Raw genomic sequence first — 14,526 nt, 5'->3', positions numbered from 1 at the left:
CGATCCCTCCTAGTCCCTGTCTTTGGCAAATTGCCCCAATGGCTGGAAGTTGTTGTCTACCGGCGGCTTTACGTCCGCTTGCGTCACGTGACACTGCTGGCAGAGGTAACGTCGTGGTGCCACTTGTGGTTGCACGATGCTATCTCGATCGGTGAAGTAGGTCGGGCTCACCCGGGGGGCGCCGGTGGTCAGGTAATTGTCGACGTCATGGCACTGCAGGCAACGGTTGGTGGATTGGGTGATCTGATAACCGGCGACTTTATGCGGAATGACCGGCGGTTGATTGACGTAATTGAGCGCCTTGCGACCGGATTCTTTCAGCACAGGCTTGAGGTCGGGGGCCGGGTTGGTTTGCGCCAGCGGGGCGTCGCCACGCTGGCCAAACTCGACGTCTTCGGCCGCTTGGGCTGTGTGGATCATGGCGGCGGCCAGCAGAGGGAAGGCCACCAACAAAGCAGATTTGAGTTTCATAGTTTGCTCCAGGAACTTGGGTGTACCGGGCCCGCGTTGGGCCCGCTGCGGATTTAGGCCTTACGCACTTTGACGGCGCACTTCTTGTAATCCGTCTCTTTGGAGAGCGGATCGGTCGCATCTAAGGTCAACTTGTTGACCAGGGTGCTGGCATCAAAGAAGGGCATAAATACCAGCCCCTTGGGCGGCTTATTGCGGCCACGGGTTTCCACCACGGTTTCCACTTCGCCGCGACGGGAGGTGATCATCACCTTGTCGCCCCGGCGCAGGCCGCGCTCTTTAGCGTCCAGTGGGTGCATAAACACCACAGCGTCGGGGAAGGCGCGATAGAGCTCGGGCACGCGTTGGGTCATGGTGCCGGTGTGCCAGTGCTCCAGTACTCGTCCGGTAGAGAGCCAGAGATCAAACTCGGGATCGGGAGACTCGGCCGCTGGCTCATAGGGCAGGGCGAAGATCACCGCGCGGCCATCGGGCTTGCCGTAAAACTCGAAGTCCTTGCCGGCTTTGACATAGGGATCGGACCCCTCCTTGAAGCGCCACTTGGTCTCTTGGCCGTCCACCACCGGCCAGCGCAGGCCGCGTACCTGATGGTAGGTCTCGAAGTCGGCCAGATCATGGCCGTGATCCCGGCCAAACTCGGCGTACTCTTCGAACAGACCCTTTTGGGCATAGAAGCCTGCGGCGCGGGCGTCGTCATTGAGCCGGTCTTCCGGGATCTCATCCAAGCTAAATCGGTCGACTTGGCCATTGGCAAACAGCACGTCAAACAGCGTCTTACCGCGATACTCCGGCGCTTTGGCCAGCAGCGACTCATCCCAAACCTATTCCATGGTAAAGCGCTTAGAGAACTCCATGATCTGCCACAGATCAGATTGGGCGTTGCCCGGCGCCTTCACCTGCTGGTACCAAAACTGAGTGCGACGCTCGGCGTTGCCGTAGGCGCCCTCTTTTTCCACCCACATGGCGGTGGGCAGGATCAGATCCGACGCCATGGCGGTAACCGTGGGGTAGGGATCCGACGTCACCACAAAGTTGGCGGGATCGCGATAGCCGGGCAGTCGCTCCTCGTTGATGTTGGGACCGGCCTGCATGTTGTTGTTGCACATCACTCAGTAGGCATTGAGCTTGCGATCTTTGTGCATGCGATCCTGCAGCACCGCGTGATAGCCGGGTTTGGCCGGAATGGTGCCCTCAGGCAGCTTCCAGATCTTCTCGGCGTAGGCGCGGTGCTCGGGGTTTTTCACCACCATGTCGGCGGGCAGGCGGTGGGCGAAGGTGCCCACTTCGCGGGCGGTGCCGCAGGCGGAGGGCTGGCCGGTCAGAGAGAAGGGACCATTGCCGGGCTGGGAGATCTTGCCGGTCAGCAGGTGGATGTTGTAGACCAGATTGTTGGCCCAGACCCCGCGGGTGTGCTGGTTAAAGCCCATGGTCCAGTAGGAGACGACTTTGCGATCCGGATCCGCATACAGCTCGGCCAGAGCGATCAGCTTATCCTCCTCCACCCCGGACAGTTCGGACACAGACTTGACGTCATAGTCAGCAACATAGGCTTTGAAGCGTTCGAAATCGGTCGCCTTGGAGCTGCCGTTGCCTGGGTTCTTGGCCGCCTGCTCCAGCGGGTGAGTGGGACGCAGGCCATAGCCGATGTCGGTGGTGCCTTCACGGAAGGTGACGTGTTTGTCGATAAAGTCCTGGTTCACTTTATCGCTTTGAATGACGTAGTTGGCGATGTAGTTGAGGATCGCCAAGTCGGTCTGCGGGGTGAAGACGATGGGGGTGTCTGCCAACTCGAAGCTGCGATGCTCGAAGGTGGACAGCACCGCGACCTTAACGTGCTCGGCCGAGAGCTTGCGGGCACTGAGGCGCGACCAGAGAATGGGGTGCATCTCCGCCATGTTGGAGCCCCACAGCACAAAGGCATCCGCTTGCTCGAGATCGTCATAGCAGCCCATCGGCTCATCGATGCCGAAGGTACGCATAAAGCCGCCCACGGCAGAGGCCATGCAGTGACGGGCATTGGGATCGATGTTGTTGGAGCGAAAGCCTGCTTTATAAAGCTTGGCGGCGGCGTAGCCTTCCCACACGGTCCACTGGCCGGAGCCGAACATGCCGACGGAGGTCGGCCCTTTCTCCTTCAGTGCGGCTTTGAATTTGTCTGCCATGACGTCGAACGCCTCGTCCCAGGAGACGGGGGTGAATTCGCCGTTCTTGTCGTATTGGCCATTGCTCTTACGCAGCATCGGCTGAGTCAGGCGATCCTGTCCGTACATGATCTTCGGCAGGAAGTAGCCCTTGATGCACACCAAGCCTCGGTTGACCGGTGCCTGAGGATCGCCCTGAACCGCGACCACTTTACCCTGATTGGTACCCACCAGCACGGAGCTGCCTGTGCCGCAGAAACGGCATGGGGCTTTGTCCCAGCTAATTTTGTCATCCGCTTGGGTGGCAATGATCCCCTGCGCTGCGGCCGGTGCAGCCAATCCGGCGGCGACGGCGCCTGCAGCGATGGCCTGAGCTTTTACAAATCCACGTCGTGTCAGTTTCATATCCATTCCTTGATGTGAGTCATGGTTAAACGTTTTCTAATTCTTGGTGGTAGATCAGTGTGGTGGCACTGACTCCCGGGAGTCCCTTGATGGTGTCGATGCAATCGACCTGGGCTTGTTGCTGTGAGTGTTCCAGCAGAACAACCAACTTGCCGCTGGGATCTGCGACGGCCACGCTGGCACCGTCCAGTGCTTCAACCGCGGCTTCCACTTGTGTGCGTTTTGGCGGCATTACGCTGAGCACCAAAGAGCAGATGTGCTCAGTCATGAGCAGTTTCCTTTTTAGGCTGTAACGAAAGAGATCGACTGGGGCAACGGGGCAACGGGGCAGACAGGCCCCGCAGCCAGTGCAGTCGGCATTGATCATGGGGGGGCGATCTGACCCGGTTGAAATTGGATGGCTCGCTGCTCACAAGCATCGGCGCAGCTGCGGCATTCAACGGCTAAAGACGCTAAGCAGGTGTCGGCGACGCTTAGCAGATAGGGCCAGGGAGCTAGGCTTGGGGCGAGAAACAGATCTTCGGGGCAGGCATCAGCGCAGGCTGAGCAAAAGGTGCATTCGGCACGTTCAAAATCCAGTTGTGGAAATCCGCCGGAGCCAAGGGTGATCACCCCGGTCTCACAACTTTTGAGGCATTCAGCACAACGACTGCAGTGCTCAAGAAACGCCGATCCGTCGAGCAGATGTGGCATACGGATCACATGGTCCGTTGCGAAAGTGGCTTGAGCGTGAGAGCGGCGCCAAGCAAGAAGCGTTCCCACAAGGCCTGTTGATCAATTGTTGTGATAAGGCTATGAGAACAGATCTTTGGTAACAGGCATACAAGATGTAGCAATAGAGTGATGTGACGTGATGTTGATGTGGATCAAAAATCCCATTCGGGCGAGGCAAAAAAGCACCGCCATGACGGTGCTCCTTGTTAGCCATCGACGCCGTTATTTGGCGTGAAGATGATAGAGCTCAGAAAAGCTGCGCTGATAGCTGACAGCCAATGCCTTGATGAAGTGCTTCATGGGCGTCCTCTTGAATAAAGCAGTGACCCGGCCGATGGGTCAATGCGGTGATTGAAATTCAGGCGAAATGGTAGTCGCGTTACATAATTGCGACAAATGAAATAGTTAAAAACTAACCATTAGAATAATTAATGGTCAAAAAGATAAAGCTTCTAGGTTTTTCGTTATTAAATTCATTAATAACAGTGGCTTAATCTACACCTTCATAATTGTATCTTGTTTGTTCCGATATGGTGACTTGGTGTTAATTGTCGGTGGTGGCCTTTTGGGCTGAAGCACATAACAAAACTGGGATTAGGATCACAATCAACACGCTTGCGAATGTAACACTTGTGAAACAAGGTAAGCTTCTTGAACCTGATGGCGCTGTTTTGTGCGATGCATCACATCTTGGTTTGTGCGCCTCTGGCAGGGCTTGGGGGTTTGGTGCTGGCGGTGATATAAATTTGGCGAGTTTTGTTAGCTGGGTCTCACTGCTTGGCGGCGAATTCGATTAGAAATAGGGCATCGTACGTGAGGTTGCGGTGTTAAGAAAATGTACGGTTGCCAGGTGGCCGTAAAGCGAGATGATCATCAACAAGCCGTTGGTATCTTCCCCCCCCCACTCTCGCTTTATTAACATTTGGTGCCGGGCGAGCGTTGTTAGGGGCGTGATCTGAGATCACACCATTTGAATTTGTTAACTGTACTAGGCGTTGCCGTCCACTCCGCAAGGAGTCTTCGGTGTTGAGGAGAACGCAATGATCATCGATGAAGTCGTCGATCTCTCGAGGTTACAGTTCGCGTTAACCGCGATGTACCACTTTATTTTTGTGCCATTGACCTTAGGTCTGGCCTTCCTGCTGGCCATCATGGAGTCGCTCTATGTGATGACCGACAAGCAGGTCTACAAGGACATGTGCAAGTTCTGGGGCAAGCTGTTTGCGATTAACTTCGCACTGGGCGTGACCACTGGGATCACCATGGAGTTCCAGTTTGGCACCAACTGGGCTTATTACTCTCACTACGTCGGGGATATCTTCGGGGCGCCGCTGGCGATCGAAGGTTTGATGGCCTTCTTCCTCGAGTCCACCTTGGTCGGTCTGATGTTTTTCGGCTGGGATCGTCTGTCCAAGCGTAAGCACTTGGCCGTCACCTGGTTAGTCGCTTTGGGCTCGAATATGTCGGCGTTGTGGATCTTGATCGCCAACGGCTGGATGCAACATCCGGTGGGCTCTGAGTTCAATTATGAAACCATGCGGATGGAGATGACTTCGTTCGCCGAGGTGATATTCAATCCAGTCGCTCAGGTGAAATTCGTCCACACCGTGGCTGCAGGTTATGTCACCGGTGCCGTATTTGTGCTGGCGATCAGCTCCTACTATCTGCTGAAGAAGCGCGATCTGCCGTTTGCCCGCCGCTCGTTCTCCGTTGCGGCGGCGTTCGGGATGGCCTCGATCTTGTCCGTGATCGTGTTGGGCGATGAGTCCGGTTATGAAGTGGGTGATGTGCAGAAAGTGAAGCTGGCCACCATGGAAGCGGAATGGGAAACCCACCCAGCGCCGGCCGCGTTTACCGCATTTGGATTCCCGGATAGCGAAAATATGAAAACGGACTTTGCTATCCAGATCCCCTATGTGATGGGGATCATTGCGACGCGCTCCTTGGATGAAGAGGTCAAAGGGATCGCGGATCTGAAAGGTGAGCATGAAGTTCGCATTCGTAGCGGGATGAAGGCAGCGGCGGTGTTGGGGGCGGTGCGTAAAGGCACGGAAACCCCGGAAGAGCGCGCCATTTTTGAGCAACATAAAGACGATCTCGGCTATGCCTTCCTGTTGGTGCGCTACACCCAAGACCCGTCTGATCTGAATTTGATCGCGGGCGCGACCGAAGAGATGATCATGAAGGCGGTGGACGACTCCATCCCAGCGGTCGGGCCAATGTTCTGGAACTTCCGTATCATGGTCGGCCTGGGCTTTTTGATGCTCGGCTTGATCACCCTGGCCTTCCTGCAAAGCTGCAAACAGAAAGTGGATGAGAAGCCATGGCTGCTCAAAGCGCTGCTGTTCATGCTGCCTGCGCCGTGGATCGCCATCCTGTGTGGCTGGTTCGTGGCCGAATATGGGCGCCAGCCTTGGACCATTGCAGAGGTGTTGCCGACCTACATGTCTGCTTCCAGCTTGAGCGTTGGTCAGCTGTGGTTTTCCATCATCCTGATCTGTAGCTTCTATACCCTGGCGATGGTGATCGAGATGTTCCTGATGTTCCGCTTTGCCCGCCTCGGTCCAAGTAGCCTGAAAACCGGTCGTTACCACTTTGAGCAGGGCGATAAGTCCTCCAGCAACGACAGCTTTGACAGTGCGCTGACCACTTCTGCCAAGGAGAGCCCAAACAATGCTTGATTATGAAATGTTACGACTGATCTGGTGGGTCCTGGTTGTGGTCCTGCTGATCGGCTTCGCCGTCACCGATGGCTTCGACATGGGCGTGGGCGCATTGCTGCCGTTCATTGGCAAAACCGACAATGAGCGACGGGTGATGATCAACACCATCGCGCCGCACTGGGATGGCAATCAGGTGTGGCTGTTGACCGCCGGTGGTGCGCTGTTTGCCGCTTGGCCCATGGTGTACTCGGCGTCATTCTCGGGCTTCTATGTGGCCATGGTATTGACTCTGTTTGCGTTGTTCTTCCGTCCTATCGGGTTTGACTACCGCTCTAAGATCGAAGATCCGCGCTGGCGTACCGCTTGGGACTGGGGTCTGTTTATCGGTGGATTCGTCCCGCCGGTGGTGTTCGGGGTGGCCTTCGGTAACCTGTTCTTGGGCGTGCCGTTCTACTACGACGAGTGGATGCGCAATTACTATGACGGCGGCTTCTTTGGCTTGCTGGCACACCCGTTTCCGCTGATGGCTGGTTTATTGTCGTTTGCCATGTTGACCCTGCATGGCGCGACGTGGCTGCAGATGAAGACCGAGGGTGCCTTGCTTGAGCGCTCCCGCAAGATGTCGATGATCTTCGCGGCGGCGTCGTTGCTGCTGTTTGTCTTGGCCGGTGTGTTCCAGTATGCCTTTATCGATGGCTATGTGATCACCTCGGCGATCGACACCAACGCGGCATCCAACCCATTGACCAAGACCGTTGAGCTTCAAGCGGGTGCCTGGTGGCGTAACTTTCACCACTACCCTGCGCTGTTCATTCTGCCAACCCTGGCCGTGCTGATGCCGCTTGTGGTGATGTTCGCCACGAAGGCGAAGCGTTATGGCTTGGCGTTCTTCGCTTCGGCGCTGAACATTGTTGGCGTGATCACCACGGCGGTGGTGGCCCTGTTCCCGTTCGTGATGCCATCTTCTAAGAGCCCGAACCAGTCGCTGACCATGTGGGATGCAACCAGCTCGGAGCTGACCCTGAAGGTGATGCTGGCGGCTGCGGTGATCTTCGTTCCCCTTATTTTGGCCTACACCACGTGGTGTTACGTCAAGATGTGGGGGCGGATCAGCGAACAACACATCGAACAAAATTCCACTTCCCTGTACTGAACCCGGGATCGAAAGGAGCTTAACACTATGTGGTATTTCACTTGGATCCTCGGCGTGCTGCTGGCCTGTGCCTTTGGCATTATTAATGGCCTGTGGCTCGAAGCGCAGGAGGCACTGGATAAGGACGAAGACTAAATACTCCTCTTTAGTCCACTCCTTGGCCCGCACCCGCGGTGTGGGCCGCCCAAGCAAACGCAGCCTCGGCTGCGTTTTTTTGTGATTGGGGCCGGGCAGAAGTGGGAGTGGTCAACGCCATCGAAGGCGATATCAACCTGTTGCGTGGGGTCAATGGCGCGACGCGCGTAGAGTCGTACTGGGCGTCGACTTGCCGCGCGCCAACCTTTGTCCGCGAGCGATGGGCATGCTGATCTCAGGTTTGGGGAAAGATGTGATTGGTACTAGCTCGGCGAGTAACCCGACGAGGATAGTCAGGATCCGTGCGCGTCATCGGCGAGCCAAACACTTGGGCTGGACGGTGCCGGAAGCAGGGGCAGCTTTGGGGAGGGCACCGCTGAGGACGTGTCTGTTGTCCTGCACGGTGCCAATTTTGCGGTCAGAGTTGGAATCGGTTTAGCTGCTGTTTCAAACTCTGGGCACAGTTTGTGCACCGCTTTGATGGGAATATTCCAGCTTGATCAACTAGTTGCTGCGTCTCTAGCGACAGTATTGGTGAGCGCTTGCAAAGGATGGCGGTGTGGTTGGACCGGCGGTGATCGGACGGGCAGTGGCGCCAGGGCGGGCGAACGGCGCTCAGGTAAGTTTGGTACAATGTGATATTCACTCCAATATATGAATGAGTTATGCGTCATTTAATTGTGTTAGTCAGCCTGGTCTTTGCTCAGACAGGTTGGGCTCAAGTGCCTGCCACGGGTGAACTGACGATCCAAACGCCGTGTCCCGCGTTTCAGTCAATACGAAGGCAAAGCAACCCTGGCGATCGGTTTGTGGCGGTCGGGCAGACGCTGATCCTGCACGCCGAAAATCGCCCGGATGGCGATTGGTGGCTGGTGCAGCTAGGTAATGAGCGACGTTGGGTGGCGAAATCCTGCGGCACGGTTGAGGGGGAAACGTGGCAGAGGGAGGCCGAACCTGAACTCAGATCCGAACCCGCGGATGGCAGTGCGTTTGCGCACTACACCTTAGCGATGAGTTGGCATCCGGGATTCTGCGAGGGCAAGGGGAAACGCCCGGACTGCCGCAATGCCCGGCCCGAGCTGGTGTTGCACGGGCTTTGGCCCTCGAATGCTAAGGCCCCGCACCCGGCGTATTGCGATGGCAGTGATCGGCGCAGCTTCTGTCGTTACCCGTCATTGTCTTTGGCCGATCAACAGCTGTCGAGCTTGCGGCGTGTGATGCCTGGGGTAGATGTGTGTTTGCAGCGTTATCAGTGGCATAAGCATGGCTCTTGCGCTGGACTGAGTCGAGCGGACTATTTTGAGCGTTCGATCGCTTATTCGCTTTGGCTTAAGGAGTCCGAGCCAGCGCGGCAGTTACGGCGGCATGCCGGCGCGCGGTTATCGCGCCAGCAAGTGCTCACTTGGTTCGATCATTGGGGGGCAAAGGGGGCAGTGACATTGCATTGCCGCAATGGCGCACTGGAGGAGGTCCGCCTGCGGCTGTCGCCACAATTACCCGCGCAGCCTGAATTGAGCCGGTTTGCGCCAGCACGGCTCCAGCAGAGCTGTCCGTCCTTTTTCGATCTGTTACCTTAGTGGTTGCGAATGTGTTAATGATGAGGTGAGTATGAGGAAGGCGATAGCAGCAGGGATCGTGCTGATGTTGGTCGCAGGCTGCAGCAAATTGACGGCAGAAAACTACGACAAGATCGCGCTGGGCATGGACAAGGTGGATGTCGAGGCCATATTGGGTCAGGCGGATCGCTGTGATGATACCTTGGGGACACAAACCTGTGTCTGGGGGGATGATAACATCCAGATCAAAGTCGCGTTTGCCGGTGACAAAGCCATGCTCTATAGCAGCAAAGGACTGGAAGCCAACTGATCCGTTGCCGTGACGGGGGGACGAAAAAAGACGAGTCTTTACTCGTCTTTTTGCTGTGTGTGGTTTGAGTGTGACCCTGGCGGTTGACCGTAGAGGCGGTGGTTTGAATGGGCGCGGCTAACGATGACTTAGCGGAGGTGATAGCAGCAAGAGGGGAAACTGCGCTCTTGAACCGGCGGCGAGCTTGCATCCACTACGCCTTGTTACACGCACCCAGCGATCCAAGTGAGTAAGGCTCGAATGCTCGTGGGAGGGGGGCTGTGATCTGCACTGAGTGCGTTATGTTCATCGCGGTCGGCAGGAGAAACACCGACTGAGTGAACCCTGCGCCGAACGGTGAGGGATGAGCTATGGTTACAGTTCATTTCGTCGACCAAAGAGGCTGCCCTATGCTGGGAGAAAACCACGCGCTGATGTACGAGTTTCCGGAACACAAAGAGCGGATCCATTCGTTAAAGGTGGGCGATGAAGAGTTTGCCCAAATGGCGAAGGAGTACCATGAACTGGATCATGCGATCCGCGGCTTAGAGGTGAATGGCGTTCCTGCCGGTGATGAACGTTTTGTCCAGATGAAGACCCGACGGGTCCACTTGAAAGATGTGATCCACCAACGCTTGGTCAATGGCGCCGGCTAACTCCCCATAGGAAGGAAAACGGGCCAAGTGGCCCGTTTTTTATGTTCAGCGTTTCACTCAAGCAGCGATGGCAATATTGGGCGTCGCGCTGGTGTTGCGTTGCGAGCGCCGGGCTAAACGGTAGGCTGCGGGCACAAACAGGAAGGAGAGCAGGGTGGTGAGCAGGGTTCCACCCGCGATGGCGATAGCAAAGGGCGGCCAGAAGCCGCCCCCGGCTAGGATCAGGGGTAAAAAGCCACCAATGGTGGTGATGGTGGTCGAGCCGATATGGCGTCCGCAACGGCCAACGGCGGCAACGACGGCCTCGCGTATACCGGCGCTGGCCTGCTGGCAGTCTTCCAGCTCGGCCAGGATCACGATGGCGGCATTGATCGCCAGTCCCATCAGTCCCATTAAGCCGATGATCACGTTAAAGCCAAACGGATAACCCGCCAGATAGACGCAGAGCAGCCCCAAGCCCACGGATTGCAGCGCGCTGGCGAGGATCACGCTGGTTAAGCGAAATGAGTTGAAGGATAAGACGATGATGGCCACCAAGGCGACGCAGATGAGGGCGACATTGGACATCAGTTTGCTCACGGCATCGTTGCGCTCGGCACTCTCCCCCCCCAGCTCGATCCGATAGCCAGCGGGCAAAGTGAAGGCGTCGGCGTCCATCTGCGCCAGAACCGGGTCGAGCACCTGCGAGGGCAGTACGCCGGTTTCTACGTATGCTTGGATCACGTTGAGACGTTCGCCGTTTCGGCGTGGGATCTCGCCGCGACTTGGGCGCACCACAAGCTCTCCTAAAGCCGACACCGGCAACAGGGCGCCGGATGGAATGGCCAATGGCATGTTGGCGAGATCGGCGCTGCTTTGCCTTTGTTCGGCACCAAGGCGCACTCGTATCGGTAAGGATTCTGGCCCCTCCAACAGACTGCCGCCGATACTGCCGTTGAGACTGCCGCGCAGTTGGGCACTGACTTCGGTCAGGCTCAGGCCGGCTGCGCGGGTGGCTTGTTCGTCGAGTTGCAGTTGGATCGTGGGCAGGCCGGTGGTCAGTGTGCTGCGGGTATGAACCACTTGCGGCTGCTGTTGCAGACGTAAGCGCAGCTGCTCACCGAGCTGGTCGAGCCCTTCCAACTCCGGCCCATACAAGCGCAATTCGATGGGCGCTTCAAACGGCGGGCCTTGCTCTAACTTCCGTACGATGATCTGCAGTTGGGGAAACTGTTGGGTCAACTGGTGCTGCAGTTCGGGGATCAGGGCGTTGGCGACACGAAAGTGGGCGGTGGTGATCATCCCTTGTGCGTAGTTGGCCAGCCCGCGTTGACGTTGTAGCAGGTTGTAGTAGAAGGCAGGGAAGTTTTGGCCAACGCTCCAGGCGGTTTGGGTGATCCCATCTCGTTGCCGTAGCCACTGATCAACGGAGTGCACGGCTTGCTCAGTGGCTTCTTGGCTGGCGGTGTCCGGTAACCAGATCTCGATCTGGAACATATCGCGATCCGACGGTGGAAAGAACTGCTCGGCCATTTGACCTGCGCTCCAGAATCCGGTCAGGGGCAAGATCATTACCAGCGCGATGGTCAGCAGTGGGCGTTTTAGCGCGAGGGTCAGCAGGCGGTTGCCGGCGCGGATCACGCCGGGGAGCTGGATCCCGCTTTGCCACCAGTGCTTACCTGTGCTGCTAGGAACAAAGCGGCCGGCCAGACCGGCGATCAGGGTATGGGACACGATGTAGGAGGCCAGCAGGGCGAAGCTGACGGACAGGGCGATCCCGCCGACAAACTCCCCTGGCGGACCCGGCATCAGCCAGATCGGCGCAAACGCCAGGACCGTGGTGAGGGTGGAGGCGAGAAGAGGGAGCCAGAGATGGCGCAGGGTATCGCGCACGGCGCTGATCGGATCTTGACCTTCGCGGCGGCGCTGACCGATGGCGTCGACAATGACGATGGCATTATCCACCATGATCCCCAATGCCACCACCAAGCCGGTAACGGACATCTGATGGATCGGCAGGCCGTAGAACATCATACACGCGAGGGTGATCAGCGCGGTTAACGGCAAGGCCGTCGCCACCAGTAGGGCTGAGCGCAGGCCAAGGGTGATCAGCAAGACCAGTACGATCAGGACAAATCCTTGGCCTAAGCCGACGGTCAGCTCACTGAGCCGACCTTCGGTGTAGTCACGCTGGGTAAACAGGGTGTCCAGTTGGACATTGGCCGGGAGCGAGTGGCGGAAGATCGCCAGTTGTTGCTCGATCTGATCATCCCAGCGATCCACCCGAAAGTCGGGCAGCATTCGTGCCGACACCAATACCGCGCTTTCCCCCTGCACCAGTGCCGTTGCGGTCGCCGGCCGGTACAGTGCGCGGGAAACGGTGGCGATGTCGCCCAGACGGATCGCGTGTTGTTGATCCAGTCGCAGCGGGATCTGACGGATCCGTGCCAAGGAATCCAGCTCGCCGCCGATCTCGACCTGGGCACGCAGACTGGCGTTGTCCAGCGTGCCAGCGGCGGTTTTGCTGTCGCTGGCCGCGATCACCTGTGCGAGCTGTTGTGTGGTCAGCCCAAGTGCCTGCATCTGTGCTTCATCGATGTCGACCGCGATCTCTTCGGCCAGTCGCCCCTGGACCGTGACGTAATCGGTGCCGGCCGGGAGACGCAAGCGGTTGGCTAGGGCCTCGGCGTAGCGGCCCAGCGCGGCCATGTCGGGCTCCGTCGGACCAGCCCAACGCAGACTGAAGATCCGGGTAAAGGCATTGGCGATCTGATCATCCAGATCCGGTGTTCCGGCGGCTTGCGGCAGCTGTGGGATGATCTGTGCCGCCAGATCCCGTGCGCGACTCCAGGCTAATTGGCCATCCATCACACTGTCTTTGAGCTCCAGTGAGATCACCGACAGTCCTGGTCGGGAGCTGGAGGTGATCAGCTTGAGTTCATCCAGCTGACGCAGTTGAGCCTCAAGCGGCTCGGTGATCAGCAGCTCAACCTTCTCGGCACTGGCACCGGGGTATGGCGTGATCACCGCGGCAAAGCGATTGATAAAGGCTGGGTCTTCGGTTCGAGGTAGCTGATCGAGCGCGCCCAGCCCCGCCACCAAGATCAGCGCAAGCAACAGAAGAAACAGCCGTGGGTTGTAGATCAGCGCACGGATCATGGCTGTGTCTCCGGGTTGATCACCAGTTCGACGTGTTGACCCTGCACCAGTTTGTGCAGACCCGCGCTGACCAGCCATTCGTCGTCGATCAGCGCGCCGTCGATATACACCTGGTTTTGGTCGGTATGCAGAACCGTGACATCACGGCGCTGCAATATGTGCCCGTCCTCCTGTGGCGCGGCCACCAGTACATTCCAGCGACCGCGCAGACCGCTGATCAACAAATCTGCGGGGATCGCCGTGGCACGCTGGGATACCGTTTCGACCAAGGAGAGGTAGATGAGATCGCCATTGAGCCAACTGCGCCCGGACGGCAGCGCGAAGCGCAGTTCCACAGTGCGGGTCGCGCTGTCCACTTCGGCACTGCGGCCCAGTAGCGTCGCTTCGATGGGCTCCTTGCCATGCAGTAAGGTAAATGCCTGCTCCGTTTTCAGGCGGTTTAGCAGGGCAACCGGCACGCCGATCCGGGCTTCTGCACCTTGTTCCGGCACTAGGGTAAACACCGCTTGGCCAGCGGCAACCACTTGGCCCGGCGCGAGGTTGCGCTGCGATAAGATCCCGGCATAAGGGGAGCGTAAGGTGCTTTTTTGCTGGCGCAAGTCATTGGCTTGCAGTGCGGCATCCAGCTCACTGAGGTTGGCTTGCAGGCTGGCCTCTTGGCTGATCAGTTCGTCGAGCTGTTGCTGTGATTGATAGCCTTGTTGCTGTAGCGTCTGTTGGCGTTCGCGAGTGGCGCGATTGAGGCTGAGCTGAGCGAGGATCTGGTTTCGATTGGCTTCAAGTTGCGCCGCTTCGGCTTGCAGCAACGAGGTATCCAGTTGGGCCAAGGGTTGGCCTGACTCAATACGATCCCCGACATCTGCCAAGACTGAGCGGATCACGCCACCTAATTCAAGCCCCAATACGCTGGTGCTGGCGTTGTTGATCTGGCCGACGAAACGATGCGTGACCGGATAGCTGTTGTCAAAAGCGACGGCCTGGACCTGCACGGGCGTCGGTGTTGCCGTGGGTGTGGTGTTGGGCTCCTCATTGCACCCATTGAGCAGCAGAACAAATCCAGCAGCGACGAGCCGTTGAAGAGTGGAAAAGTGGGGCATGATCCTTCGCCTGTTTTCGGTCAAAGTGTGAACTGTACTGCTGAGTCTAATTTGACAAAACTAGACTGTCCAGTTTGAATGTGAATGTTAGGTTGCGTAGATGGGAAG

11 protein-coding genes and 1 pseudogene are annotated in these 14,526 nt (G+C 57.6%); 6 read left to right on the top strand and 6 right to left on the bottom strand.

The window, feature by feature from the left end; translation table 11 throughout:
* Positions 1-9: 9 nt before the first annotated feature.
* The 4 genes and pseudogenes from ABEA08_RS17465 to napF form a co-directional block, all read right to left on the bottom strand.
* Positions 10-471 carry a nitrate reductase cytochrome c-type subunit gene (locus ABEA08_RS17465; RefSeq protein WP_345336663.1) on the bottom strand — a complete coding sequence of 154 codons (462 nt, stop codon included), beginning with the start codon at positions 469-471 and terminating at the stop codon, positions 10-12.
* Positions 472-524: 53 nt separating this feature from the next.
* Positions 525-3,017, bottom strand: a pseudogene (gene napA / locus ABEA08_RS17460) (nitrate reductase catalytic subunit NapA).
* 25 nt (positions 3,018-3,042) lie between these two features.
* Positions 3,043-3,285, bottom strand: a complete 243-nt coding sequence (locus ABEA08_RS17455; protein ID WP_345336662.1) for a chaperone NapD — start codon at positions 3,283-3,285, stop codon at positions 3,043-3,045.
* Positions 3,286-3,380: 95 nt separating this feature from the next.
* Positions 3,381-3,779 (bottom strand): ferredoxin-type protein NapF, encoded by a 399-nt coding sequence (gene napF, locus ABEA08_RS17450; RefSeq protein ID WP_345336661.1) that lies wholly within the window; start codon positions 3,777-3,779, stop codon positions 3,381-3,383.
* A gap of 992 nt (positions 3,780-4,771) precedes the next feature.
* Here napF and ABEA08_RS17445 point away from each other — a divergent pair.
* The 6 genes from ABEA08_RS17445 to ABEA08_RS17420 all read left to right on the top strand — a co-directional run bounded on the left by ABEA08_RS17445 (position 4,772) and on the right by ABEA08_RS17420 (position 10,183).
* A complete protein-coding gene (locus ABEA08_RS17445) occupies positions 4,772-6,412 on the top strand; it encodes a cytochrome ubiquinol oxidase subunit I (protein ID WP_345336660.1) in 1,641 nt (546 codons plus the stop codon).
* Positions 6,405-7,547: a cytochrome d ubiquinol oxidase subunit II gene (gene cydB / locus ABEA08_RS17440; protein WP_345336659.1), complete on the top strand. Its 1,143-nt coding sequence runs from the start codon at positions 6,405-6,407 to the stop codon at positions 7,545-7,547. The genes ABEA08_RS17445 and cydB overlap by 8 nt, the downstream gene beginning before the upstream one ends.
* Before the next feature lie 27 nt (positions 7,548-7,574).
* Positions 7,575-7,682, top strand: a complete 108-nt coding sequence (gene cydX, locus ABEA08_RS17435) for a cytochrome bd-I oxidase subunit CydX (RefSeq protein WP_067659034.1) — start codon at positions 7,575-7,577, stop codon at positions 7,680-7,682.
* Positions 7,683-8,347: 665 nt separating this feature from the next.
* Positions 8,348-9,259 carry a ribonuclease T2 family protein gene (locus tag ABEA08_RS17430; protein ID WP_345336658.1) on the top strand — a complete coding sequence of 304 codons (912 nt, stop codon included), beginning with the start codon at positions 8,348-8,350 and terminating at the stop codon, positions 9,257-9,259.
* 31 nt (positions 9,260-9,290) lie between these two features.
* A complete protein-coding gene (locus ABEA08_RS17425) occupies positions 9,291-9,548 on the top strand; it encodes a DUF3862 domain-containing protein (RefSeq protein WP_345336657.1) in 258 nt (85 codons plus the stop codon).
* A 389-nt stretch (positions 9,549-9,937) separates the two neighbouring features.
* On the top strand, positions 9,938-10,183 hold the full coding sequence (locus tag ABEA08_RS17420; protein ID WP_345336656.1) for an HP1242/YdcH family protein: 246 nt from the start codon (positions 9,938-9,940) through the stop codon (positions 10,181-10,183).
* Positions 10,184-10,240: 57 nt separating this feature from the next.
* Here ABEA08_RS17420 and ABEA08_RS17415 read toward each other — a convergent pair whose 3' ends face one another.
* The gene (locus ABEA08_RS17415; protein WP_345336655.1) at positions 10,241-13,321 is read right to left on the bottom strand and encodes an efflux RND transporter permease subunit; all 3,081 of its coding nucleotides are present in this window, start codon (positions 13,319-13,321) and stop codon (positions 10,241-10,243) included.
* Positions 13,318-14,418 (bottom strand): efflux RND transporter periplasmic adaptor subunit, encoded by a 1,101-nt coding sequence (locus ABEA08_RS17410; RefSeq protein ID WP_345336654.1) that lies wholly within the window; start codon positions 14,416-14,418, stop codon positions 13,318-13,320. The genes ABEA08_RS17415 and ABEA08_RS17410 overlap by 4 nt, the downstream gene beginning before the upstream one ends.
* Positions 14,419-14,526: the final 108 nt, after the last annotated feature.

It is taken from the genome of Ferrimonas pelagia (assembly GCF_039543565.1).
In the GTDB taxonomy this organism is placed as follows: domain Bacteria; phylum Pseudomonadota; class Gammaproteobacteria; order Enterobacterales; family Shewanellaceae; genus Ferrimonas; species Ferrimonas pelagia.
Note: the sequence above shows the minus strand (reverse complement) of the source record. Positions and strands in the feature narration are given on the sequence as shown.

What these genes read in the sequence shown, in the direction of transcription:
- ABEA08_RS17430 (WP_345336658.1), top strand. Translation starts at nt 8,348, where the DNA reads ATGCGTCATTTAATTGTGTTAGTCAGCCTGGTCTTTGCTCAGACAGGT.
- cydB (WP_345336659.1), top strand. Translation starts at nt 6,405, where the DNA reads ATGCTTGATTATGAAATGTTACGACTGATCTGGTGGGTCCTGGTTGTG.
- cydX (WP_067659034.1), top strand. Translation starts at nt 7,575, where the DNA reads ATGTGGTATTTCACTTGGATCCTCGGCGTGCTGCTGGCCTGTGCCTTT.
- ABEA08_RS17410 (WP_345336654.1), bottom strand. Translation starts at nt 14,418, where the DNA reads ATGCCCCACTTTTCCACTCTTCAACGGCTCGTCGCTGCTGGATTTGTT.
- ABEA08_RS17415 (WP_345336655.1), bottom strand. Translation starts at nt 13,321, where the DNA reads ATGATCCGTGCGCTGATCTACAACCCACGGCTGTTTCTTCTGTTGCTT.
- ABEA08_RS17420 (WP_345336656.1), top strand. Translation starts at nt 9,938, where the DNA reads ATGCTGGGAGAAAACCACGCGCTGATGTACGAGTTTCCGGAACACAAA.
- ABEA08_RS17425 (WP_345336657.1), top strand. Translation starts at nt 9,291, where the DNA reads ATGAGGAAGGCGATAGCAGCAGGGATCGTGCTGATGTTGGTCGCAGGC.
- ABEA08_RS17465 (WP_345336663.1), bottom strand. Translation starts at nt 471, where the DNA reads ATGAAACTCAAATCTGCTTTGTTGGTGGCCTTCCCTCTGCTGGCCGCC.
- ABEA08_RS17455 (WP_345336662.1), bottom strand. Translation starts at nt 3,285, where the DNA reads ATGACTGAGCACATCTGCTCTTTGGTGCTCAGCGTAATGCCGCCAAAA.
- ABEA08_RS17445 (WP_345336660.1), top strand. Translation starts at nt 4,772, where the DNA reads ATGATCATCGATGAAGTCGTCGATCTCTCGAGGTTACAGTTCGCGTTA.